At 73.5% G+C, this 21,948-nt stretch carries 19 protein-coding genes and 1 pseudogene; 7 read left to right on the top strand and 13 right to left on the bottom strand.

Going from position 1 to position 21,948, the window contains the following annotated elements:
* Positions 1-9: 9 nt before the first annotated feature.
* From AB0D46_RS27300 to AB0D46_RS27245, 12 genes are all read right to left on the bottom strand, one after another.
* Positions 10-159 carry a hypothetical protein gene (locus tag AB0D46_RS27300; RefSeq protein WP_362881224.1) on the bottom strand — a complete coding sequence of 50 codons (150 nt, stop codon included), beginning with the start codon at positions 157-159 and terminating at the stop codon, positions 10-12.
* Between the two features lie 9 nt (positions 160-168).
* The gene (locus AB0D46_RS27295; RefSeq protein WP_362881222.1) at positions 169-948 is read right to left on the bottom strand and encodes an alpha/beta hydrolase; all 780 of its coding nucleotides are present in this window, start codon (positions 946-948) and stop codon (positions 169-171) included.
* Between the two features lie 85 nt (positions 949-1,033).
* The gene (locus AB0D46_RS27290) at positions 1,034-1,510 is read right to left on the bottom strand and encodes a phospholipase (protein WP_362881221.1); all 477 of its coding nucleotides are present in this window, start codon (positions 1,508-1,510) and stop codon (positions 1,034-1,036) included.
* Positions 1,511-1,734: 224 nt separating this feature from the next.
* Positions 1,735-2,193: a hypothetical protein gene (locus AB0D46_RS27285; protein WP_362881219.1), complete on the bottom strand. Its 459-nt coding sequence runs from the start codon at positions 2,191-2,193 to the stop codon at positions 1,735-1,737.
* A gap of 298 nt (positions 2,194-2,491) precedes the next feature.
* Entirely contained in the window at positions 2,492-3,394 is a 903-nt protein-coding gene (locus tag AB0D46_RS27280) for a hypothetical protein (protein WP_362881217.1), read from the bottom strand.
* Positions 3,395-3,507: 113 nt separating this feature from the next.
* On the bottom strand, positions 3,508-4,884 hold the full coding sequence (locus AB0D46_RS27275; protein ID WP_362881215.1) for an FAD-dependent oxidoreductase: 1,377 nt from the start codon (positions 4,882-4,884) through the stop codon (positions 3,508-3,510).
* Between the two features lie 119 nt (positions 4,885-5,003).
* Entirely contained in the window at positions 5,004-6,383 is a 1,380-nt protein-coding gene (locus AB0D46_RS27270; protein ID WP_362881214.1) for an AMP-binding protein, read from the bottom strand.
* 127 nt (positions 6,384-6,510) lie between these two features.
* Positions 6,511-7,413, bottom strand: coding sequence for an STM4011 family radical SAM protein (locus AB0D46_RS27265; RefSeq protein ID WP_362881212.1), 903 nt, complete (start codon positions 7,411-7,413; stop codon positions 6,511-6,513).
* 5 nt (positions 7,414-7,418) lie between these two features.
* Positions 7,419-8,801: an STM4012 family radical SAM protein gene (locus tag AB0D46_RS27260; protein ID WP_362881210.1), complete on the bottom strand. Its 1,383-nt coding sequence runs from the start codon at positions 8,799-8,801 to the stop codon at positions 7,419-7,421.
* Positions 8,798-9,604, bottom strand: coding sequence for an STM4013/SEN3800 family hydrolase (locus AB0D46_RS27255; RefSeq protein ID WP_362881208.1), 807 nt, complete (start codon positions 9,602-9,604; stop codon positions 8,798-8,800). Before AB0D46_RS27255 ends, AB0D46_RS27260 begins: the two co-directional genes overlap by 4 nt.
* Before the next feature lie 25 nt (positions 9,605-9,629).
* A complete protein-coding gene (locus AB0D46_RS27250; RefSeq protein ID WP_362881207.1) occupies positions 9,630-10,757 on the bottom strand; it encodes an STM4014 family protein in 1,128 nt (375 codons plus the stop codon).
* 10 nt (positions 10,758-10,767) lie between these two features.
* Positions 10,768-11,724, bottom strand: a complete 957-nt coding sequence (locus AB0D46_RS27245; protein WP_362881205.1) for an STM4015 family protein — start codon at positions 11,722-11,724, stop codon at positions 10,768-10,770.
* 298 nt (positions 11,725-12,022) lie between these two features.
* On the opposite strand from AB0D46_RS27245, the gene AB0D46_RS27240 reads away from it, so the two are divergent.
* From AB0D46_RS27240 to AB0D46_RS27225, 4 genes are all read left to right on the top strand, one after another.
* Positions 12,023-13,654, top strand: a complete 1,632-nt coding sequence (locus AB0D46_RS27240; RefSeq protein ID WP_362881203.1) for an alpha/beta fold hydrolase — start codon at positions 12,023-12,025, stop codon at positions 13,652-13,654.
* A 356-nt stretch (positions 13,655-14,010) separates the two neighbouring features.
* Positions 14,011-14,592, top strand: coding sequence for a TMEM165/GDT1 family protein (locus tag AB0D46_RS27235; RefSeq protein ID WP_362881201.1), 582 nt, complete (start codon positions 14,011-14,013; stop codon positions 14,590-14,592).
* 229 nt (positions 14,593-14,821) lie between these two features.
* The gene (locus tag AB0D46_RS27230; protein ID WP_362881199.1) at positions 14,822-15,493 is read left to right on the top strand and encodes a class I SAM-dependent methyltransferase; all 672 of its coding nucleotides are present in this window, start codon (positions 14,822-14,824) and stop codon (positions 15,491-15,493) included.
* A 207-nt stretch (positions 15,494-15,700) separates the two neighbouring features.
* Positions 15,701-16,957 carry a cation:proton antiporter gene (locus AB0D46_RS27225; protein WP_362881197.1) on the top strand — a complete coding sequence of 419 codons (1,257 nt, stop codon included), beginning with the start codon at positions 15,701-15,703 and terminating at the stop codon, positions 16,955-16,957.
* 63 nt (positions 16,958-17,020) lie between these two features.
* Here AB0D46_RS27225 and AB0D46_RS27220 read toward each other — a convergent pair whose 3' ends face one another.
* Positions 17,021-18,436, bottom strand: a complete 1,416-nt coding sequence (locus tag AB0D46_RS27220; RefSeq protein ID WP_362881196.1) for an alpha/beta hydrolase — start codon at positions 18,434-18,436, stop codon at positions 17,021-17,023.
* A gap of 99 nt (positions 18,437-18,535) precedes the next feature.
* Here AB0D46_RS27220 and AB0D46_RS27215 point away from each other — a divergent pair.
* The 3 genes and pseudogenes from AB0D46_RS27215 to AB0D46_RS27205 form a co-directional block, all read left to right on the top strand.
* Positions 18,536-18,890, top strand: a pseudogene (locus tag AB0D46_RS27215) (amino acid permease); the annotation flags it as partial.
* Positions 18,891-19,300: 410 nt separating this feature from the next.
* Positions 19,301-20,662, top strand: a complete 1,362-nt coding sequence (locus tag AB0D46_RS27210; RefSeq protein ID WP_362881194.1) for a bifunctional o-acetylhomoserine/o-acetylserine sulfhydrylase — start codon at positions 19,301-19,303, stop codon at positions 20,660-20,662.
* Between the two features lie 14 nt (positions 20,663-20,676).
* The gene (locus AB0D46_RS27205; protein ID WP_362881233.1) at positions 20,677-21,900 is read left to right on the top strand and encodes a homoserine O-acetyltransferase; all 1,224 of its coding nucleotides are present in this window, start codon (positions 20,677-20,679) and stop codon (positions 21,898-21,900) included.
* Positions 21,901-21,948 lie beyond the last annotated feature (48 nt).

Raw genomic sequence — 21,948 nt, 5'->3', positions numbered from 1 at the left:
CTCCGGCGGTCAGCCGGAGGGCGACTTCGGTGCGGGCAGGGTCGCGGCGCGGTCGGCGACCAGCCGGATCGCCGCGATGGTGAGGTCCGGGTCGTGGAGCTGTACGTAGTGGTCGCTGCCGGTCGCCCGCAGGTGCGGGGTCTGCGGCCGCAGGCCCACCAATGCCTGCTAAGCCTCGGGCCAGGCCGCTTCCAGCTTCGCGAGCAGGCCCTTGTCCATGGTGGCCGGCGCCGCGAAGGGCGCCGTCTTGCTGAGCACCGCGACCGGGACCGGGGGCAGCGGGCCGCCCCGGTCGATGGCGTCGACACCGCCGTCGATGTCGACCTGTTCGAAGTCCGGGTCGTCGTCGAAGGGCGTACCGGGGTGGCGCAGGGATGTGACGTACGCCGCCCAGTCCTCGCCCATGGCCGGCTTCAGCCCCGGTCCCAGGGCGTCGACGAGGACCAGTCCGCGCGTCCGCCCGGGGTGCTCCTGCGCGTACCGCAGGGCGAGCATCCCGCCGAAGGAGTGCCCCACCAGCAGGTACGGGCCCGGTACCCGGCCGGCGGTCAGCACCCGGTCCAGGTCGCGGACCATGTCGGGCAGCGCCCGGGTTCCCCGTACGGGCGTGCTACGGGTGGTGATCGTGGGTGGCCGGGTGTAGCGGAGAGTGCCGGGCCGGTCGTACGTGCACACCCGGGTGAACGCGGCCACGCCGGGTAGTACGGCGGGCGTCTTCGGTACGGGCGGGGTCGTGTCGGTCAGCGACCACGGGTCGGACGCCTCGTGGAGGCCGGACAGCAGCACGACGGTGGGGCTCCCGGAGCCGGTGCACCGCAGGTGCAGGCTCCGGCCGCCGCCGATGTCCACGGCTCGTCCGGTGTCCCCGCCGTCGGGCCCGGGGCCGGCCGCCCCCAGGAGGAGCGCGAGCGCCGCGACCGCCGGCGCACCGCGCGCACGCCATCGCATGTGCCCATGGTCCCCCGCACCGGGCCCGCCCGCCTCCGCGCGGCGGGCGGCGGGTCCCGGACGGTCGCGGTGCGCCCTACCCGGGTCAGGCGACGGCGCCGTTGTCCACGACGGCGGACTTCCCGAAGATCTTGACGGCCTGGTAGTAGGTCCAGGCGGTGGAGTCGCACGAGGTGCGGGTCGCTCCCGAGTAGGCGGTACAGACCCGCTTCAGGTCGGCGTAGAAGGCGTCGTCGAGCCGCGCCTTGTTGGCGCTGAACGATCCGGCCGCCTTGTAGTTGCGGTATCCGAAGTCGTGTCGGGCGCAGGACGTCTGGAAGGGGAAGCCGAACGGGTTGTCCGGGGAGGAGGAGCAGTAGTCGGTCGACCAGTCGAACCCGTAGGCCGACCAGTTGCCCTGGTTGGCGCGGGCGGCGACCCAGGAGTTGTGGCTGGCGGCGCTGGTCTGCGTCCAGCCGCTCAGGACCTGGGGCTTGTCGGCCGGGGCGGCGGCGGCCGGGGTGGCCAGGGCGACGATGCCGGCCGCCACGGCGGCGGTCACGGCGGTGAGCTGACGACGCATCGGGATCCTCCAGGGACGGTGCGCCGGGAACCCCCCGGCGCCGATGCGCACAGTCTGGGAGCCTCCGATATCAACTAGGTATCGCTCCGCTGTCCGCGGTGCCGTGTCGAGGGCGTGCGAGTCCTCGGAGCCGTCCGGTGCCGCCATCCGGTGGGCCGCCGGCGGCCGCTGACGGTCCGCCGGTCGGACAGTCGCGGAGCCGCCGTCGCGCGGCGTTCGCCCCCTCAGGTCTGGCACTGCTTCGTGGCGGCGGGTGACCAGCCGCTCCAGGCGGCGCCGTCGGCGCGGGCGTGCACCCGGATCTCGACCCGGACGGGGCCGCACACGCGGGTCGAACTGCCCACTTCGACGGGCCCGACGGTTTCGCCGGGCCGGACGTGGGTGCGACCGTTGCCGATCTTCTCCCAGTGACCGCCGTCGACGACGCGGAAGAACGCCTCGTAGGTGACGTTGACCGCTTTCGTGCCCGTGTTGCGCGCCTTCATGTGTGCCGTGATCTCCCGGGTGGGGAACCGGCCGGCGGAGCCCCGTTGGGCGCTGATGCAGCCGTTGACGGCCACCCGGCCGGTCGATACGCCGCCGCCGCAGGCGACCGCCGCCGCGTGGGCGTTGGCCGGCAGGGCGAGCAGGGTGAGCGCGGCCGCGCCCAGGATCGTTCCGGTGCGCCTCAGGTGCGATGTCATCAGGTGCAATGTCCCGTTCCCGTCGATGAGTCCGTTTCCTCTGGGAAGACCATCGCGGGTTCCGGGGTGCGAAGTGCAGTGCCCCCGGGGGCCTTTCACTCAAAAGTGGACAAAGAACCGAGCCGTCCATCGGGTTGTCACACATCCGGGCAGGTCGGCGGCGTGCGCCCCGCCGGTGCGGCTGCGACGGCGTTGTGACGATCAGCAGATCGTGGATCGTCGACCGCACGAGAGACGAGGACGCGCACGATGCCCACAGTGTCCACCGCCGCCCGCCCGGAGCCCGCGCTCCTTGCCTTCATCGCCGGTGGATCGCTCCGACGGTGCCCCGATCACCGGGCCCGGGCTCCGGCGGCAGGGGGCGTTCCGCGTACTGGAGCACGCCGCCGACCGAGAAGCAGAGGGCGCCCAGCAGGGTGCCCCAGTTGGCGATGTCCGCGTTGATTTCGCTGCCGGTGACCCGGGGGGTGAAGGCGGCGAGCGCGGACACCATGAACAGGACCGAGCCGAGCTGGTTGACCGCGACGATCCACCAGCCGAGGTCACGCGCGAGCACCCGTACCCGGCCGTGGCAGACCTCGACGAACGACAGGTGCCCGGACACCAGGAAGAGCAGGCATCCGATCACGTCGGGGGTCCAGATCAGCCGGTTGACCTGTTGGACGGTCAGCCCCTGGAGGAACGAGTCCAGCAGGTTCACCCCGAACACCAACGTGCCGGCGAACAGGGCGAACACGCACAGCCAGTCCAGGTGCATCGGTTCGTAGCTCCACCACCGCCACCGCCGGGTGACCAGGGCGTCGGCGCCCGCCGGAACGTGCCGGGGGGCGTTGATCACCTGGAGCAGGGAGACGTAGCCGCCCGTGGTGAAGAACAGGCCGCCGACGAAGTAGACGCCGGCGCTCGTCATCGCGTCGCCCGGTCCGAACTGGGCGATGGCCGCGCCCGCCGCGAAGAGCGCGCCGCCGAGCACGAAGGCGACCGCGGCGATGGAGTTCAGGCGGCGCAATCGTACGAGGCTCACCGCGTCGGCGCGGGCGTGGCGGGCGGTCGGCTCGCCCGGTGCGCGCACCGCGAGCACCCCCCGGCGGCGGGCCTGGCGCGACTCCCAGACGGCTTCGGCGCCGTCGGGCAGCCGCCAGGTGCGCCGGGTGGTGAATGGTCCGGCGCCCTCGACGGCGCGTAGTTCGGCCTGTCCCACGGCCCGAGCCTAGGCCGCGCGGGGGGTCATCCCCTTGAACGAAACACGGCAGTCGCCGGGCGCACGGGGCGACACGGGCACCGCGGCGCCGACCGCCGGTATCGGGTGAGCGGTCAGTTCGGGACGAGCGCGGTCCACTGCTCGCGGGTCGGGCCGTCGGGCCGGGGCGAGAAGTCCGGGTGGGCCGCCAGCCACGCGGTGACGTGCCGGTCCACCTCGTCGGTGCCGTAGGCCTCGGCGGCCGGTCGCACGAGGTGGCGCACCTGGGCGCGGGCCCTCATGACGACGGGATCGTCGAAGGCGCAGGCGGCTCGGGCGGCGGCCCACCGGTCCTCGGGGGGCGGCGCACTCGCCGCCAGGCGTTGCTCGTTGGCCCGGTCGGCCGCCACCTGCGCGTCGAACCAGGGCCGCAGCTCCCGCGTCGTCCAGGCGTGGTAACCCATGGGATCGACCGCGATCCGGTCGGCGTGGCCGGCGAGGTACTGGGCGGCGCGCAGGCCGAGGGCCGCGCCGTGGCCCAGGGTCGGGTTGGTGTGGATGAGGCTGTCCCCGGCGTTGACGAGGCCGGTGACGACGGGCCCGTCGTCGTCGGCGAGACCGGTCCAGCGGTTGTCGAGGCCGGCCATCGCCAGTACGGGCGACTGCGGCTCGGGGGCCAGGTCGAGCCAGGCCGCGGCTGCGGGGAACAGCCGGGCGGCTGCCTCGAACACGGTCGGGTCGGTGAACGCGCCCCGCGTCGGATCGCCCGTCGAGAGGACCAGGTTGACCGCGAAGGTGTCGTTGTCGGAGGGGAAGACGCCACCGAGCGCGAACGGCGCGGCCGAGCCGGTCTTCACCCGTCCCGGGTCGCGGGGGCCGTCGGCGCGCAGGCGGTACCAGCGGCACAGGTAGGCGATGCCGGCCCGGTGACTGTCGACCACGGGCGGGCGGCAGCCGGCCGCGGTGAGCCAGTCGGGGACCGGCGAGCGGCGACCGGCCGCGTCGACGACGAGGTCGGCGGCGTACGTGTCCGTACCCACCCGTACCCCGGTGACCCGGGGCGGGCGGCCCCCCTCGACGGTGAGGCCGCGCACCGGGTGGCCCCGCCGTACGTCGACGGCGCGTTCGCGCCGCACGGCCGCCGTCAGGGCGGCCTCCAGCACGATGCGGCGCGTGCGCAGGTTGACCAGGTCCTCATCGCCGTCCCGGTACGGGGGATGCTCGCCGAACCAGTCGAAGTCGTGGTGTTCCCGGGCTCCGCGCGCCAGCAAGTCGGCGTAGACGTCCGGGATCTCGGCGCGCAGCACGGTGCGCACGGGAGCGAGGAACGAGTGGGGTTGGACGGCCTGCGGTATCCGGGGCCTGGGCCAGTCGTAGAAGTCCTGGTTCAGATCCTCGCCGGCCGCCCGCGCGTCCCGCTCGAACAATGTGACCGCATGCCCCCGGCGGCCCAACATGAGCGCCGTCCCCAACCCACTGATTCCCCCACCGATCACCGCAACCCGCGCCACCGCAGCTCCCCTTCGCGTCGTGTTGCGGTGCGATCCTACTGGTCGACGATCTTCGATCGGAACACGGTGCTGTCCCCACGCCGTACGGAAGGTCGCGCCGGGACCGGCGGTCGGCGTCTTCAGGCCTTCTCGACCGGGCCGGCCACCACCAGGTTGCCGTCCGGGGTCCGGTGCGCGAGCCTGCCCGTGCGGAGGTAGCCGTCGGGGGTGAAGGCGCGGGCGTTGTGCTCGGGCGCCCGGTAGTGGCCCCGGGGGACGTGAGGGCCGCGGGCGAGGAGTTCGCCGCGCTCGCCGTCGGGCAGGGGCTTGCCGTCGGCGTCGACGATGCGGAGTTGGTCGTCGGGCGAGAGCGGGCGGCCCTGGGTACCGAGCACCGTCTCGGCCGGATCGCCGGGCCGGGTGAGGGTGAGCGGTCCCTCGGCCATGGCGAAGACCTGCTGCACCGCGCAGCCCAGAGCGGAGCCCAGCCGTTCGACGGTCGTCCGGTGTCCTTGGCCGGCGCCGATCTGTACGAGGCGCAGGCTGCTCAGGTCGGCCCGGACGGTGGGGAGTACGTCCAGCCAGCGGTGGGCGAGTTCGGGTTCCACCGAGGTGAGGGTGACCCGCTCCCGTTCGACGGCCCGCAGACACGCGGCGGGATCCTGGCCGTCCTGTCCGTCCCGGTCCTCCGGCTCGTCCACCAGGACGACGGCGCCGCCCACCGAGAACGTGCCGACGATGCCGGGGCAGCCGAAGGCGAAGTGGGCGGAGGCGGGCAGCGCCGCGAGGTACACGTCGTTCTCGGTGAGCGACACCAATCCGGCGGTGGCGCGCGCCTGGTAGACGTAGTCGTTGTGGGTGCGCGGTACGAGCTGCGGCGTCCCGGCGCCGGCGCCGGCGAGCAGGAGGAACGCCACCTGGTCGGCGCTGCGCGGTGGCGTCGGTTCGGGCGGGGAATCGACGGAGTCCAGCGGGAAGTAGTAGCAGCCCGCCGGGTCGGTGGTGAAGCCGCCGTACGGGGACGCGGTGCCGGGCGCCTCGAAGGTGAACACCTTGCGCAGGAAGGGGCCGCGGGCCGCGATGTCGGCCGCCATCGCCATGTGGTCGAAGCCCCGGTGGGTCGACGGGCCGACGTAGCCGACGCTCTCGGTGACCTCGACGAGGTGGGCGACCTCGGCCGCGCCGTACGGGAGCGGGCAGAACACGGGGACCGCGCCGACGCGCATCAGCGCGAACGCGGTGATGACGAACTCGGGGACGTTCGGCAGCTGGACGACGACCCGCTGCCCGGGCCCGAGGCCGCGCAGGCGGAATCCGGCGGCCACGCGGTCCACGCGCCGGTTCAGTTTGGCGTAGCTGACGCGGGCGTCGCCGTGCACGAGCGCGGTCCGCGGTCCGTACTGGAGGGCCCAGCCGCGGAGCAGGTTGTCGAGGGTGTTGCCGCGCCAGTGCCCGGCCGCCCAAAAGTGGTCGACGCATTCCTGGGGCCAGGGCGTACAGCCGTCGAGCAGGGGTTTCATGTGCTTCCTCCTGTGCCGGTTCCGCACCGGAGCCGCGTCCCGTGTCCCGCCGTTTTGATCTTGGCCAGCCAAGCTTCCACCACCGCTGGGCGCAAGGCGCGATCCGGACCATGGACGCCGCGCTCGCTCAGCGGATGGTCCAATCCGCGCCGCTGACCTGCGGGCCGGTCGCAAGCAGCGGGAGCGCGGCGGGAGCGGGGATCCGTTCGAGGATGCCGCCCGCGAAGACGTCGTACAGGGGCAGCGTCTCCAGGTGGACGTAGCCGATGTGGCAGTCGCAGCTGGTCAGCGGGCAGGGGCGGGGGGCGAGGGCCGTGCGGTAGGAGCCGTCGTAGAGGTTGCCGAGCTCGGTGCGGACGAAGTGGCAGCGGCGGACGGTGCCGTCGCCGTCCACCGACAGGACGGACTCGCCGGTACGGCACGGCAGACCGGCGGAGCGGTGCGGGCGCCGGCTGTACGGGAACAGCGGGTCGAGGGCGGTCCAGGCGTCGGCCTCCGCGTCGGTGTACGTGTGGCCGTCCGCGGCGTTCACCCACAGGTAGACGTGGGCGGGCAGGTCGGCGCGCAGCCTGCGCGCGTGCTCCAGGTTCTCGGGGAGGCCGACGATGCCGACGCTGTGGCGGATGCCCCGGTCGGTGAGGTCGCAGAGCTTGGCCAGGAACCGTTCGTAGGGCGTCTGTCCCGGGTGGTAGGTGCACCACAGGGCGAGGCGGGCGGGGTCGGCGTCGGCGAGCCAGTCGGTGCGGCAGCTGAGGTTGGTCTGGATGGCGACGCGTTCTACGTGCGGCTGCTGTGACAGGTCGACGAGGGCGCGCCGGTACCAGGAACGGACGAGGCCCTCGCCCCAAGGCGTGAAGAGCAGCGAGAGCCGGTCCTCGGTACGGGAGCGCGCCCAGTGGGTGAACCGTTCGAGTGCGGCCCGGTCGGCGCGCAGTTGCGCGGTGGTGTCGCGCCGCTTGGCGAAGGGGCAGTACGGGCAGTCGTAGTCACAGGAGGCGAGCGGCCCGCGGTACAGGAGGGTGAGGTCCACGACGGCTACTTGGTCGCGTAGCCGGCCATGGCGGCCCGGACGGCGGGTGAGAACAGGGCGGGGCCGAGGGCGTCGGAGTGTGCCAGGCCCTCCGCGGTGAGGCGCAGCAGGGGGCCGGCGCCGTCCTGGTGGAGCCAGCCCCGGGCGGCGAACGCGGCGAGTTCGGTGGGGAAGTCGTCGTGCGGGTCGGCGCCGAACCGCTCCCGGTAGTCGGCGACCGGCAGGCCGCGGGCCTGGAGCAGGGACTGGAGCAGGTGGCGGCGGCGTGCCTCGTCGCCGGTGGTGTACCGGCCGTGGACGGCGCGGGTGAAGTCGTCGGTGGCGGTGTAGTCGTCGATGATCGACCGGATCTGGCCCATGTCGACGGCGTAGTCGAACGAGTAGTGCAGTGCGGAGGTGTAGGAGCGGGCGCCGCAGCCCAGGCCGATCATGCCGTCGGTCTGGCAGGCGTGGTCGTCGGGTCCCTGCGGCGCCGCGCCGGGCAGCCGGAACATGCGCATCGACACCTGCTCGTAGCCCTGCGCGAGGAGGTGGTCGCGGCCCCGCCGGTAGAGGTCCAGGCGCTGTGCGTCCCAGGCCCGGTCGGTGAGCGCGGTGCGGCGGGCGAGCCCGGTGAGGGGGCGGACGTACAGGGGGTACAGGTACAGCTCCTCGGGTCGCCAGGCCAGGGCGGCGTCCAGGGAGGTGCGCCAGGTGGCGGGGGTCTGGCCGTCGATGCCGTAGATGAGGTCGATGTTGAGGACGGGGACGCGGGCGTCCCTGATGCGGCCGAGCGCCGCCTCGACGTCGGCGCGCCGCTGGGGGCGGACCGCCGCCCGGGCCTCTTCGGCGACGAAGCTCTGCACGCCGATGCTGACGCGGGTGGCGCCGCGGTCGGTGAGGACGGCGAGCCGGTCGGCGGTGGCGGTCGCGGGCGAGGTTTCCACGGACAGCGGGACGGCCCGCAGGTCGACGCCCGTGCGCCGCTCGGCGATGTCGCAGAGCCGCTCCAGCTCGGCGGCCGTCAGGAAGGTGGGGGTGCCGCCGCCGAACGCGGCGTTGGCGAACCGTACCGGCTCCTCGTCCTCCTCGTCCTCCTCGTCGCCGAGGGCCTCGCGGACGGCGGCGGCCTGTCGGTCGAGGGCGTCGAGGTAGCGGCCGGTGAGACCGTCGGGGGCGCCGATGCGGGTGAAGAGGTTGCAGAAGCCGCAGCGGACCTCGCAGAACGGTATGTGCAGGTAGAGGGAGAGGGCGTCCTTGCGTTCGCCGCGCCACAGGTCCCGCAGGGCGGGCCCGTCGGGCAGCGGCCGGTACGCGGTCTTGTGGGGGTAGGCGTACACGTAGGCGTCGTACGGGCGGATCTCGGGCGGTGCGGACGCCGTGATCGCGGTGGGTGCGAGGGTGGTCATGCGGACGGCTCCAGGAAGAAGTGGGCGTACGGCACCGTCCAGACGGCCTGGTGGGCGAGGCGGTGGCCGGTGTAGCCGTCGTCGCCGTAGGTCGTGCCGTGGTCGGAGCAGACGATGGCGAAGCAGCGGCGGCGGGAGCTCATGGCGGCGAGGAGCCGGCCGACGTGCCGGTCGACGTACTCGAGGGCGGCGGCGTGGCTGGCCCGGGTGTCGCCGGCCGCGGCCGTGGCGCCGGGCAGGTGGAACCAGTTGGGCTGGTGCATCGCGGAGGCGTTGAGGAACAGGAACAGCCGCTGCTCGGCCGGGAGCGCGGCGACGACCTGCTCGGCCCGCTCGACCTGTGCCTCGAAGGAGTGCGGCGACGCCACGCCGAACCCGGGTTCCCAGTGGCTCTCCTGGAACATGCCGGGCAGGACGTCGCCGAGCGCGCCCCGCTTGTTGAAGAAGCCGACGCCCCCGACGCACACCGTGCGGTACCCGGCCGCGGCGAGGCCGGACACCAGGTCGGGCGTGTCGAAGACGTACGTCCGGCCCTCGGTGGTCTCGCTGCCGGCGAAGCGGGCGGCGAACAGCCGGGGGTGCGGGCCGGGGCGGGCCGGCGTGGGCAGGAAACCGGCGAACATCGCCTGGTGGGAGGCGTAGGTGAAGCTGCCGGGGGCGTGCCGTTCCTCCCAGAGCCCGCCGGGCAGGTGGCGGGCCAGGTTCGGGAGGCGTCCGGCGGCCGCCAGTTCGACGGCGACGTCGTGGCGCAGGGTGTCCAGGGTGAGCAGGAGCAGGTCGTCTCGGCCGACGACCTCGTTCATGTCGGGGATCGAAGGCGCCGGCGGTTCAGGCGAGTGCACGGTGGTTCCTCATCGGGTGGTGCGGCACGGGTGCGCGGGTCGCGGCGGCGACCTGCGCGGCGTAGGTGTCCTGGCCCTCGGCGCCGCTGCCCGGCAGTCCGGTCAGGCCCGGCAGCAGGTCTCCGAAGGCGTTGACCTCGGCCACCGCGAACCGGCGCCAGCCGATGGCGGGCAGCAGGTCGACGCCGACGCACAGGGTGCCGGGGAAGCAGGCCGCGGCCCGCTCGCAGATGCGCAGGGCCTCGGCCCAGGCCGCCGGTCCCGCGGCCCGGATCACGGCGGACAGGTCGCCGCGCCGGCCGCCGAGGTGGAGGTTGGTCATCGGGGCCCGGCTGACGCGCACCACGGCGTGGGTGGCCCGTCCGGCCACGACGACCACCCGCAGGTCGGCCGCGCCGTCCCCGAGGGAGGCCTTGGGCCACCAGCGTTCGAGGTGGAGGCCGTCGGGGGCGAGGGCGTCGACCAGGGCGGCCACCTCCGGCTCGCGCGTGAGGCGCCGTACCCGCAGGGAGTTGAACAGCCGGCCGTCGACCGCCCGCTCCACGGACGTGGTCGCCCTGATCCGGCCCCCGCCGGCCGTCTCGACGGCGACGACGCCGGAGGCGGAGGAGCCGTGGGCGGGCTTCAGGAACATCCGCGGCATGCGGTGGGCGTCCATGAGGGCCCGTACGTCGTCCCAGCCGCGCACCGGTGTCGCGCCGCCGGAGGTCGGCGCGTCCGGTACGGGGACGCCGGCGCGGGCGAGCGTGCGGTGGCAGCCGCGCTTGTCGAAGAGGACGGCCAGCTCGTCGGGGCCGTCGAGGCGGCGGCCGCCGCTCAGCGTCCGTACGGCGGCCGTGAAGGCGGCGTACCAGCGGGCTCCGCCCTCCACCCGGGTCGGGTCGTCCGTGCCGCGCAGCAGGCGGTCGACCTCCGGGTTCTCGCCCGGCGACTCGACCCGGACGATCTCGTCGGCGGCGAAGGCCGCGCCGCCCGCGCGCAGGACGTCCGTCCAGGGCACGATGCGCGGCGCGGGCAGCCCGGCGGCGCGCACGGCCCCGGAGAACAGGGTGACGCGCCGGTTCTCCGGGTTGCCGACGACCGCCCAGCGGGGCGGGCTCGCATGGTCCGTCATGGGCCGCGTGCTACTCGCCGACGGCGACGTAGCGCCAGGTGCGGCCGTCGTACTCGTCGTCCTCGGCGTTGCCCCGTTCCAGGTCGAGCAGGACGCCGGCGCCGCCGAGGACCTCCTGGAAGCGCTCGCGCAGCGGCTCGGTGAGGTAGTTGTGGTGCAGGTCCAGCTTCTTCAGGTGCGTCAGGGGCTGCCCGGCGAGCAGCGCGGCGCCGCCCTCGTCGGTGAGGACGCCCATGGACAGTTCGAGGGTCTCCAGGCGGGCGACCACCGGCGCGGAGGCGACGGCGGACGCGATCGCGTCCTGGATGTCGCTGTTGCGCAGGCCCAGGTGGCGCAGGCGCGGGAGGCGTCCCCCGTCGAGGATCGGGGCCACGTCGGTGATGCTCGCGTCCCCGCCGTACTCGGACGTGCCGAGCCACAGGTCGAGGCGCTCCAGGGCGGGCAGCTCGCTCGTGGCGACGCCGCGGACGGCCGCGGCGGGCATTCCGCCGGTCTCGACGGTCAGGGAGCGCAGCGTCCGGTGCGTGACGGCGGGCAGGACCAGCCCGGAGCCGCCCCGTACGCCGAACTCCTCCAGCTCCGGGAAGCCGTCGAGGAGCGGGGCGACGTCCCCCTGGTTGATCCAGGAGATCTCGCACTGCTCCGACTCCATGTCCCCGAGGAACAGGGCCCGCAGGGCGGGCAGTTGGGGGCGTGCGTCGAGGAGCGCCGCGAAGATCTCCTCCGGACCGGTGTCGTAGGCCTCCGCCCAGGAGCCGACGACGATCGCGCGGACCGCGGTGGTGTCGACCGCCGCGCGGAACCGGGCGAAGGCCTCGGTCCAGCTCTCCTCGCTGTCGTAACTGTCACAGCCGATCCGCCACGCGACCTCGTCGGCCTCGGGCAACCGCGTGTCCGCGTCCTTCGGGCCCGGGAAGTCGATGACGGGCAGCCCGCCGAATCCCGTCAAATGCCTCGGGTAGCTCATGGGGTGCCCACCGTTCCTCGCCCGTCGCGTCAGATGCGCTGCCAGTTGTAGCAAGCGGCACCGACAGGGCCCGAGGTGGGGTGCGGGGGCGGCGGGGGCGGTCGTCCGGTCCGGGGCCCTCCGTCCGGTTCCGGCCAGGATGTCGGCCCCGCCGTTTTCGGGGAGCGTACAACCGTGGTGGTAGGCGGGCGCCGCCCCTGGTGGTAGGCGGGAGTGCACTCCTGGTGGGCCGACAGGAGCCGTGACCGGCGGCTACGTTGTCGCTCGTTCCGCAGGACCCAAGACGGAGGTTCGCCGCATGCAGACCCGTATGGCCGATGACCCGCGCAGGCGAGTGGCGTGGGGGATATCCCTCGTCCTGATCGCGGTCACCGCGCTCCTCGGGAGCGCGCCGGACGCCGCGACGGCGACGCCGCTCGCGCCCCCGCCCGTTCCGCCCGTTCCCGTCCTGGCCTGGGGCCCCTGCGACGGGGCGGCCGCCGAGGATCCGGGCGACGGCTTCCAGTGCGCGACCGCCCTGGTGCCGCTGGACCACCGCCGCCCCACGGGGGACACGATCCCGCTGGCCGTCACCCGGCGGCTCGCGAGCGACCGGACCCAGCGCACCGGTGTCCTGCTGCTGCATCCGGGCGGACCGGGCAACTCCGGCGTCGACTTCGCCCGCAACAGCTACGACGCCCTGCCGGCCTCCCTGCGCGACCGCTTCGACGTCGTCGGGTACGACATGCGGGGCGTGGCGCGCAGTGGACAGGTGGAGTGCTGGAACGACGAGGAGTACTCCGCCGCCGTCGACGCCGCACGGGGCGTACCGGCCCCGGGATCCCTGCGGGAAGCGGTCCGGCAGGGCCTCGACTTCGCGACCGCCTGCGAGGAGCGCGCCGGGAACCTCGTGCCGTTCCTCGGCACCGGGTCGAACGCCAAGGACATCGACCTGCTGCGTCGGGCCCTCGGCGAGGAGACCCTCTCCTTCTACGGCCGTTCCTTCGGCAGCTACGTCGGCACCGTCTACGCCGCCCAGTTCCCCCGGCGCGTGCGGGCCATGGTCCTGGACGGCGGCTACGATCCGCGCACCTACGCCGACGTGCCGTACGCCTACGACGCCGCGCAGTTCGCCGCCCTGGACTCCGCGGTCGGCCGGTTCCTGGACTGGTGCGCGCAGTCCGCCGCGACCTGCGGATTCGGTGACGGCGAGCCCCGGCAGGCCTTCGAGCGGCTGAAGCGGGCGCTGGACGCCGACCCGGTCGTCACCGCGAGCGGACGCCCGGCCACGGGTTACACCCTGGCCTACCGCCTGATGTTCAACATCAACTCCGGCAAGGTCATCTGGCCCCACCTGGGGCAGGCCCTGCGCGCGGCCCAGGACCGCCGGAGCTCGTTCCTGTTGTCGCCGCCCTCGCCGGGCTCCTTCGACTTCCTCAACGTCAACCTGGCCGTCGAGTGCGCCGACCGCGTCTACCCGACCAGCCGGCTGCTGCTCGGCACGCTGGTGAGCGCCGAGGCCGCCTCAGCTCCCCTGCTGGGACCGCCCGTCGGCCTGGGGCCGCCCACGTACGACCACAATCACGCGCCCACCTGCGCCCAGTGGCGGGCGGAGCGCCCGAGCCGGTACGCGGGCTCCTACCGGGCGGCCGGTTCGGCCCCGATCCTGGTCCTCGGCACGACCGGGGACCCGGACACCCCGTACCAGGACTCCGTGGCCCTCTCCCGGACGCTGGACAACGGGCGGCTGCTGACCTTCGCAGCCGAAGGGCACACCGCCTACAACCGGAGCGCGTGCGTCAGCGCCTTGGCGAACGACTACCTCGCCACGTTGACCCTCCCGGCGCGGGGCACCGTCTGCGCCGACGAGGCGCCGCCGACCGCGCTCGGCCTCCGTGCGACGGGCCTGGAGGTGGACGAGACGCAGGACGTGATCCCGGTCCTGCGCTGATCGGCCGGGCCGGGTCCCGGCCACCGGGCGCGCGGCCGGGACGCCCCAGCGGTGCGGGAGCCCCGCGTGACGTGCGCCACCCGGCCCCGGTCCCCGCACCCCCTGCCATCCGTTTATGCTGGGAGGAGCGAAGGGGAGTAGTCCCGAAATACCGCTGGTCGACATACTGGACAGGGCAACCCGTCCCGGCCATCGGGCCCCGGCACTCGGTGCCGTGGTGGACGAGACCTTCGGCCAAGCATGACCCGGTCCGCACACGCGTGCGGGCTGATCCGTCGTGCCGGGCCGAGTGGTTCTCCCGTCGCCTCCTGGGTGTCGTACGAGCTGACGGCCCGGCCCCAGCAGAAAGCACCAGGATGACTCTCGACCCCCTGGCGATCGTCACCGCCTTCGGGCTGATCTTCCTCGCGGAGCTCCCCGACAAGACCATGTTCGCCTCGCTGGCCATGGGCACCCGCATGCGCCCGTTGTACGTCTGGTTCGGCACCTCCACGGCGTTCGTCGTGCACGTGGCCATCGCCGTCGGCGCCGGCAGCCTCCTCGGGATGCTGCCGGACATGCTGGTCAAGCTCGTCTCCGCCGCCCTCTTCGCGTTCGGCGCGGTCGTGCTGCTGCGCAGTGGGGACGACGAGGACGAGAACGGCGCCGCGAAGACCGTCACCGGCTTCTGGCCCGTGTACACGACGGCGTTCATGGCCGTGTTCATCAGCGAGTGGGGCGACCTCACCCAGATCACCACGGCCAACCTCGCCGCCACCAACGGCTGGCTGCCCACCGCCATCGGCTCGGCCCTCGCCCTCATGTCGGTCTCGGCCCTCGCCCTGCTGGTCGGCCGGTTCATCGCCCAGCGCGTCCCGCTGAAGAGGGTCCAGCGCTTCGGCGCCGTGTGCATGGGCGCCCTCGCCGTCTGGACCCTCGTCGAGGCCTTCACCTCCTGACACACAGGATCGTCATCCCGCGGCGGGCGGAGTCCGGGGCCCGGGGGGAGGCCCGGCTCGACCTCTCCCGCGACGAGCGGCTGCCCGAGGCGGCCGTCCGGACGGCCGTACCTTCCCCGGCGACGACGGGGTGACGGTGGTGCGGACCGCGGGCCGCGCGGTGTCGCTCGCCTGGACGCCGCGGTGGCTCCTGCTGTCCCCCTCCGGGCCGGGAACTAAGATCGCGGGCATGGTCGAACACGAAGCCCTCCGTGCCGTCCGCGATGCGTACGACGACGCCGCCCCCGCCTACGCGCGGTTGTTCAGCGACTCGTTGCGCGACAGTCCCCTGGACCGGGCGATGCTCGGCGCCTTCGCCGAGGTCGTCGGTGGGTGCGGGGACGGTCGGGTCGCGGACGTGGGGTGCGGTCCCGGCCACGTCACCGCCCACCTGAACGGGCTGGGGCCGACGACGTTCGGCGTCGACGCCTCGCCCGCGATGGTCGCGTTGGCTCGACGGGCCCATCCGGGCCTGCGGTTCGAGGTGGGCACGATGGCCGCGTTGGACATCGCGGACGGGGTACTGGGCGGCGTGCTCTCCCGCTGGTCCGTCATCCACACTCCCCCGCCGGAACTGCCCGCAGTCCTCGCGGAGTTCCACCGCGTGCTGGCACCCGGCGGCCATCTCCTGATCGCCTTCTCGGCAACGGACGGCCCGTCGCGCCCGACGCAGGTCTTCGATCACGCGGTGGCCCCGGCCCACCGCTGGTCCCCCGATCACCTCGCCGCGCTCCTGCGGGAATGCGGTTTGGCCGAGGTGGCCCGGATGATCCGCGAGCCCCGCCCCACCGACCGGCGACCGTTCCGGGAGGTCCACCTGCTCGCCCGCAAGGCCGAGTCCGGCGACGGCCCTGGCCGGTGATCGCGCGGAGGGGAGCGGCCGGGCATCGCGGGCCGGGCGCCGCCGTCCACGTCCTCGCGCCGGAGTTCGGCTACCGGGCGACGGTGAGCAACATCGCGTACGGCGCCGCGGTCGCGCTCGTCCACGGCGTCACCGCGCTACGCCGACGTGGGACGGGCGGCACGCCGTCGACTGCGGCTGAGGGGCCCATCGGCGAGGATGGGCGCAATGACACTCTCCGACGCTGTGTACCTGGCCGTGGGAATCGGCGCGCTCGGCGCGGCCGTCATCCCCCGGCTCGTCTTCCGGCAACCGCTGTCCATGCCCATGGTCTTCCTCGCCGCGGGCGCCCTGGCGGCCCTCCTGCCGGTGCCGATCGTGGAACCGGGGCGCGATCGGCTCTGGATCGAGCACGCCACCGAACTGTGCGTCATCGTGTCCCTGATGGGAGCCGGACTCGCCCTGAACCGGCCGGTGGGACTGCGCCGCTGGCAGGGCCCGTGGCGGCTCCTCGGTATCAGTCTGCCGCTGACGATCGCCGCGATGACCGCCGCCGCCGCACTGCTGCTCGACTGGCCGCTCGCCCCGGCGCTGCTCCTCGCGGCGATCCTGTCGCCGACGGACCCGGTGCTGGCGGCGGAGGTGCGGGTGGGCGAGCCCACCGACGTGGAGGACGACGAGGACGAGGTCCGCTTCTCGTTGACCGCCGAGGCGGGTCTCAACGACGGGCTCGCCTTCCCCTTCGTACTCGCCGCCCTCGCCATGGCCGCGGCCGGCGGCGCCTCGGGGGCCGGTTGGATCGGGCACTGGTTCCTGGTCGACGTACTCGCCCGCATCGGCATCGGCGTCGCCGTCGGCATCGTCACGGGCCAGCTGCTGGGCAGGATGTTCTTCCGGGCGCGGCCTGACGCACTGCGCCTGTCCGAGCACATGGAGGGGTTCGTCGCCCTCGGCGCCACGTTCGTGGCGTACGGCGCCACAGAGCTGCTCCTGGGCTACGGGTTCCTCGCCGTCTTCGTCACCGCCTGCACGATCCGGGCCGCCGAACGCAACCACGGCTACCACAAGGTGCTGCACGAGTTCACCGAGCAGATCGAACGGTTGCTCACCGTCTTCCTGCTGTTCCTCCTCGGCGCCTACCTCGTCGAACACGGTCTGGCCGCACTGACCTGGCAGGGCGCCCTGGTCGGTGTCCTGCTGGTGCTGGTCGTCCGGCCGCTCGCCGGCTGGGTGGGCCTGCTCGGGGCCGCCACCGGGCCGCGCGAGCGCGTGGTCACGGCCCTGTTCGGCATCCGCGGCATCGGCTCGCTGTTCTACCTGGCCTACGCGCTCGGCCACAGCGACCGCTTCGCCGGCTACGCGGAGCAGCTGTGGTCCGTCGTCGCGTTCACCGTGCTGCTGTCCGTCTTCCTGCACGGCGCCGCCGCCACACCCGTCATCCGCCGCCTGGACCGGATGCGGCGCGACTCGCCCACACCGCCGTGACCGGGCCGGCGAACGGCCCGGCCCGGCCCGCGCGCGCGGGCGCGGGGTCCGTCCGCCGACGGTTCAGCCGCCGGACATCGTCTCCTGGAGCCAGTCGAAGACGACCTCGCAGTGGAGTTGGGGCGCCATCGGCGAACAGTGGAGCTGCGCGCCCTGGGCCGCGGTGAGCTTCACGTAGTCCTTGGGCGAGGTGAGCTTGTCGTACAGCTGTCGTGGCTGGCCGGGGTAGAACTGCTCGCCCTCGTAGTCCAGGACCAGGGTGGGTGTCTTGATCCGGCTGACGACGGAGGTGATGGCCAGTGCCCGGATGCGGGTGGCGGGCGTGTAGAAGTCGGTGAACAGTTTGCCCCGGCGGGCGTCGAGCATCGCCGGGATCGAGAAGGGCTCGAAGCGCTTCTTCATGACGGCGGCGGCGTCCGGCGGGAGTTCGGGGACGACCTCCTTGTTCCAGATGTTGTTCGTCTCCTCCTTGTTCGGTGTGAGGATCTGCCGGATCTCGGGCGGGAAGCCCAGCCAGGGCTCGACGCAGCCGGGCATCGCCACCAGCGCGGCGAGCCGGTTCTCGAAGGCCGCGGCCCGCGGGGCGAGGTCCCCGGCCATGCTGAGGCCCGTCAGGGCGATCCTGTCGCTGTCCACGTCGGGTCGGGCGGACAGCCAGTCGATGAGCGGGCTGACGACCTTCTCCCAGGTGGGGGTGAACACCACTTGGTCGACGAAGAGGAGCTGTCCCTGCCCCGGACCGTCGTAGACGAGCGCGTTCCAGCCGCGTTCGAGTGCGGCGGGGACGCCGTAGGTCCACATGTCGACGTTCTGGCCGTCGCTGCCGTTGGTCAGGATCACGGTGGGGCGCGGGGTGTTCGACGTGTCGGGCCGGAAGAACCACACCGGCAGCGGCGTCGAGCCGTACGGGACGTTGGCCTTGACCGGGGCGGGTTCGCACAGGTCGCAGAAGGTGTCCCAGGCCCTGCGGCCCGATCGGTACAGCTGCTCCTCGCTGCTCGGATCGTCGGATCCGAGGACGAAGAACAGTGCCTGGCCGTAGTACTGGGCGGCGCGCAGCGCCCGGAACCGTTTGGTCCGGTCGTCGGCCGGCGCGCCCGGTGGTGCCTGCAGGAGTTGATCGCCGAGTGTGCGGAAGGTCTCCACGTACGTCTGCGCGGAGAGGCCCGCCCGGTTGATCGTGTTCACCGCGGTGAGGACCTCGCCGACCTCGGCGGAGCCGGCGCCGGAGCCGCCGAGCGCGAGGAGTCCGTTGAAGTTGTAGCCCGGGTCCTTGAACAGCGTCATCGCGCCGGGGGTCAGGTCGGCGCCGGCGGCGGAGGCGGACGCGCTCGGTGTGGGGGTGGCGCGCAGCACGGGTGCGGCGGCGCCGGACGTACCGCCGGGGGCGCACCCCGCGGCGAGGGCGGTGCCCGCGCCGGCGAGGAGGAGGGCGCGGCGGGTGGGACCGGATTCCCGGTCGCCTGATATGGACGTCATACCAACGGAACGTAGCCCCGCCCGGGCCCGCCCACCTCTCACCTTGCTCCGAACGGACGACGAGCCCGCCCGCGCCGGGCCGCCCATCCGCTCGTCCACTTCGAGCTGTACGGCAACGTGACGTACTGGGTCCTGCCCATGTCCACGGTCGGAGCGGTGTTCCGGCGCTCGGGGAAGGCGACACGACCCTGGCCGCCGTCCTGTCGTCCCTCGGTTTGTGGGCCTTCTTGAAGCCGCCGTCGGTACCTGGGGCAAGGTGCTGATCAGCATCGGACTCTTCGTCTCCGTCCCGGGGGTCTACCCCGCCTGGACGTTGATGGCCGCCGAGGTCCTGTTCGTGGCCGCCAAGGACAAGGACATGCCGCGCTTCCTCGGCCGCGCCACCGCCCAGGACGTACTGGTACCGGCCCTCGTGATGACGACCCCGCTGTCGCAGATCGTGCTGATCGTCACCGGTGGCCCGTCGTACGTAGCAGGATGTTCACGAACCGGGTTGCCGAAGCCGCTGGTGCGGGCCCTTCCACTGTGGTTCTCTGAGGCCATGACCGTACTTGTGACCCGCCGCCACGTGGACTACGTGCGTGTCACGACGACGGCCTGTACCGCCGCCCTCTGACGCGGCGCCGCGACCCCGGTCGCCCCTCTCCCCGCACCGTGCGCACCGTGCGCTGATGCCGTCCCGTCACGGCACCGGCTCCCGCCGTGCTGCCCGGCGGTGACCCCTCCCGCGCCGTGGTCACCCGTGCGTACCGGCCGCTCCGTACGTCGGGCTCCCCCGTCATGCCCCGCCACTCATCCGGCACCCCATTGCCCCGCCCCACCCCGCCCCGTCCGGCGGGCTCCGTACGCGTACCGAGGAGAAGCATGAGCCAGCCGATCGACGCCGTCACCGCAGGCCACACCCCCCAGGACGAGGCGGGCGGACCCGACACCTCCGCCTGGTCGTTCGAGACGAAGCAGCTGCACGCGGGGGCCGCCCCCGACCCGACCACGGGCGCCCGGGCGGTGCCGATCTACCAGACCACCTCGTTCGTCTTCCGCGACACCCAGCACGCCTCCGACCTCTTCTCCCTCGCCGAGCCGGGGAACATCTACACCCGCATCCACAACCCCACCCAGGACGTCTTCGAGCAGCGGATCGCCGCACTCGAAGGCGGTGTCGCCGCCGTCGCCGTCGCGTCGGGCCAGGCCGCCGAGGCGCTGGCCCTGCTGAACGTGGCCGGTGCGGGCGACCACATCGTCTCCAGCGCCTCCCTCTACGGAGGCACCTACAACCTCTTCCGGCACACGCTGCCGAAGTTCGGCATCGAGGTGTCCTTCGTCGACGACCCGGACGACCTCGATGCCTGGCGGGCCGCCATCCGGCCCACCACGAAGGCCCTGTTCGCGGAAACCCTCGGCAACCCGCGCGGCAACGTGCTCGACGTCCGCGCCGTCGCCGATGTGGCGCACGGGGCCGGGCTGCCACTGATCGTCGACAACACCGTGCCCACGCCGTTCCTGCTGCGCCCCATCGAGCACGGGGCCGACGTCGTCGTCCACTCGGCGACGAAGTTCCTCGGCGGTCACGGCACGACCCTCGGCGGTGTAGTCGTCGACGCCGGAACCTTCGACTTCGGCGCGCACGCCGAGCGTTTCCCCGACTTCAGCGAGCCGGACCCCAGCTACCACGGCCTGCGCTACTGGCCCGCGCTGGGGCCGGGCGCCTACGCGGTCAAGCTGCGCGTGCAGTTGCTGCGCGACCTCGGCCCGGCCATCGCGCCGCACTCCGCCTTCCTCCTCCTCCAAGGGGTGGAGACGCTGAGCCTGCGCCTGGAGCGCCACACCTCCAACGCCCAAGCCTTGGCCGAGTGGTTGGAGGCGCGCGACGAGGTCGCGGTCGTGCACTACCCCGGCCTGACCTCCAGCCGCTGGTACGGGGCCGGGCGCCGCTACCTGCCGCGCGGCGCCGGCGCCGTGCTCTCCTTCGAGTTGGCGGGTGGCGCCGAGGCGGGCAAGCGCTTCGTGGACGCGGTCGAGCTCTTCAGCCACCTCGCCAACATCGGTGACGTGCGCAGCCTCATCATCCATCCCGCCTCCACCACCCACAGTCAGCTCGACGAGGCGCAGCTCGCCGCCACCGGAACCTCGCCGGGGTTGGTGCGCCTCTCCGTCGGCATCGAGAACCTCGCCGACCTCAAGGCGGACCTGGAGGCCGGCTTCCGGGCGGCGAAGGAGGCGTCCTGAACCCCGGGGGGCCGATCCCGTCGAGGGCGGGCGTCCCGGCGGGTCCCCCTCCGGCGAGCGGCGCGTGGCGGGAGGGGGACCCGCCGGGACGCCGGCAGTGGCACCGCCCGGTACGTGACCTGCCGTTGGAGGCGGGCGGTCGGCTGCCGGGCGTGACCCTGGCGTTCGAGACGTGGGGCCGGCTCGCGGCAGACGCCTCGAACGCGGTCCTCGTACTGCACGCGCTCACCGGCGACAGTCACGTCGCCGGTCCGGCCGGGCCCGGGCACGCCACGCCCGGGTGGTGGGACGGGCTGGTCGGTCCGGGCCTGGCGCTGGACACTGACCGCTGGTTCGTCGTGGCGCCGAACGTCCTCGGGGGCTGCCAGGGCAGCACCGGGCCCGCCTCGCCGCGCCCCGACGGGCGCCGCTGGGCGGGTGCGTTCCCCCGGCTGACGCAGCGCGACCAGGTGCGCGCCGAAGCGGGGCTCGCCGAGGCGTTGGGGATCGACCGGTGGGCACTGGTGGTCGGCGGGTCCATGGGCGGGATGCGCGCCCTGGAGTGGGCCGTGTCGTTCCCTCGGCGGGTGGCGGCGTTGCTGCTGCTCGCCTGCCCCGCGGCGGCGAGCGCCGACCAGATCTCCTGGGCCTCGGCGCAACTCCACGCGATCCGCGCCGACCCCCATTGGCGGGGCGGCGACTACCACGACGCCGGACCGGGGCGCGGACCGCACACCGGTCTCGGCGTCGCCCGCCGCATCGCCCACACCACCTACCGGGCCGCCGGGGAACTCGAAGCCCGTTTCGGCCGGCGCCCGCAGGACGGGGAGGACCCGTGGCTCGGCGGCCGTTACCAGGTGGAGTCGTACCTCGACCACCAGGCGGCGAAGCTGGTCGGGCGCTTCGACGCGGCCAGTTACGTCGTCCTGTGCGAGGCGATGAACGCCCATGACGTGGGCCGCGGCCGGGGCGGTACGCGGGCCGCCCTGGGCCGGGTCGCGGCGCGGACCCTGGTGGCGGGGGTGGACTCCGACCGCCTGTACCCGCTGTCGCAACAGGAGGAGCTGGCGGCGGGAATCCCCTCGGCGGACCGGGCCCGGGTGATCGCCTCCCCGTTCGGCCACGACGGGTTCCTCATAGAGACGGAGCAGGTCGCGGCGCTCGTACGGGAACTCCTCGACGGCGGCGACGCCGCCGGGGAGGTGCCGGACCCGCGGCACGGGCAGGGCTCGCGGGAGCGCCTGAACTCGAACATTTGATCGAACGGATGAGTCGGGTGGGCGGTACTCTGCCGAGCGTGATCGGCA

It is taken from the genome of Streptomyces sp. NPDC048383, from assembly GCF_040651775.1.
Classification (GTDB): domain Bacteria; phylum Actinomycetota; class Actinomycetes; order Streptomycetales; family Streptomycetaceae; genus Streptomyces.
This window is presented reverse-complemented; position numbering and strand designations above follow the sequence as displayed.

Excerpts from the sequence above, each read along its gene's own strand:
- AB0D46_RS27225 (WP_362881197.1), top strand. The coding sequence starts at position 15,701 with ATGACACTCTCCGACGCTGTGTACCTGGCCGTGGGAATCGGCGCGCTC.
- AB0D46_RS27295 (WP_362881222.1), bottom strand. The coding sequence starts at position 948 with ATGCGATGGCGTGCGCGCGGTGCGCCGGCGGTCGCGGCGCTCGCGCTC.
- AB0D46_RS27220 (WP_362881196.1), bottom strand. The coding sequence starts at position 18,436 with ATGACGTCCATATCAGGCGACCGGGAATCCGGTCCCACCCGCCGCGCC.
- AB0D46_RS27230 (WP_362881199.1), top strand. The coding sequence starts at position 14,822 with ATGGTCGAACACGAAGCCCTCCGTGCCGTCCGCGATGCGTACGACGAC.
- AB0D46_RS27260 (WP_362881210.1), bottom strand. The coding sequence starts at position 8,801 with ATGACCACCCTCGCACCCACCGCGATCACGGCGTCCGCACCGCCCGAG.
- AB0D46_RS27250 (WP_362881207.1), bottom strand. The coding sequence starts at position 10,757 with ATGACGGACCATGCGAGCCCGCCCCGCTGGGCGGTCGTCGGCAACCCG.
- AB0D46_RS27270 (WP_362881214.1), bottom strand. The coding sequence starts at position 6,383 with ATGAAACCCCTGCTCGACGGCTGTACGCCCTGGCCCCAGGAATGCGTC.
- AB0D46_RS27245 (WP_362881205.1), bottom strand. The coding sequence starts at position 11,724 with ATGAGCTACCCGAGGCATTTGACGGGATTCGGCGGGCTGCCCGTCATC.
- AB0D46_RS27255 (WP_362881208.1), bottom strand. The coding sequence starts at position 9,604 with ATGAACGAGGTCGTCGGCCGAGACGACCTGCTCCTGCTCACCCTGGAC.
- AB0D46_RS27285 (WP_362881219.1), bottom strand. The coding sequence starts at position 2,193 with ATGACATCGCACCTGAGGCGCACCGGAACGATCCTGGGCGCGGCCGCG.
- AB0D46_RS27210 (WP_362881194.1), top strand. The coding sequence starts at position 19,301 with ATGAGCCAGCCGATCGACGCCGTCACCGCAGGCCACACCCCCCAGGAC.
- AB0D46_RS27290 (WP_362881221.1), bottom strand. The coding sequence starts at position 1,510 with ATGCGTCGTCAGCTCACCGCCGTGACCGCCGCCGTGGCGGCCGGCATC.
- AB0D46_RS27235 (WP_362881201.1), top strand. The coding sequence starts at position 14,011 with ATGACTCTCGACCCCCTGGCGATCGTCACCGCCTTCGGGCTGATCTTC.
- AB0D46_RS27240 (WP_362881203.1), top strand. The coding sequence starts at position 12,023 with ATGCAGACCCGTATGGCCGATGACCCGCGCAGGCGAGTGGCGTGGGGG.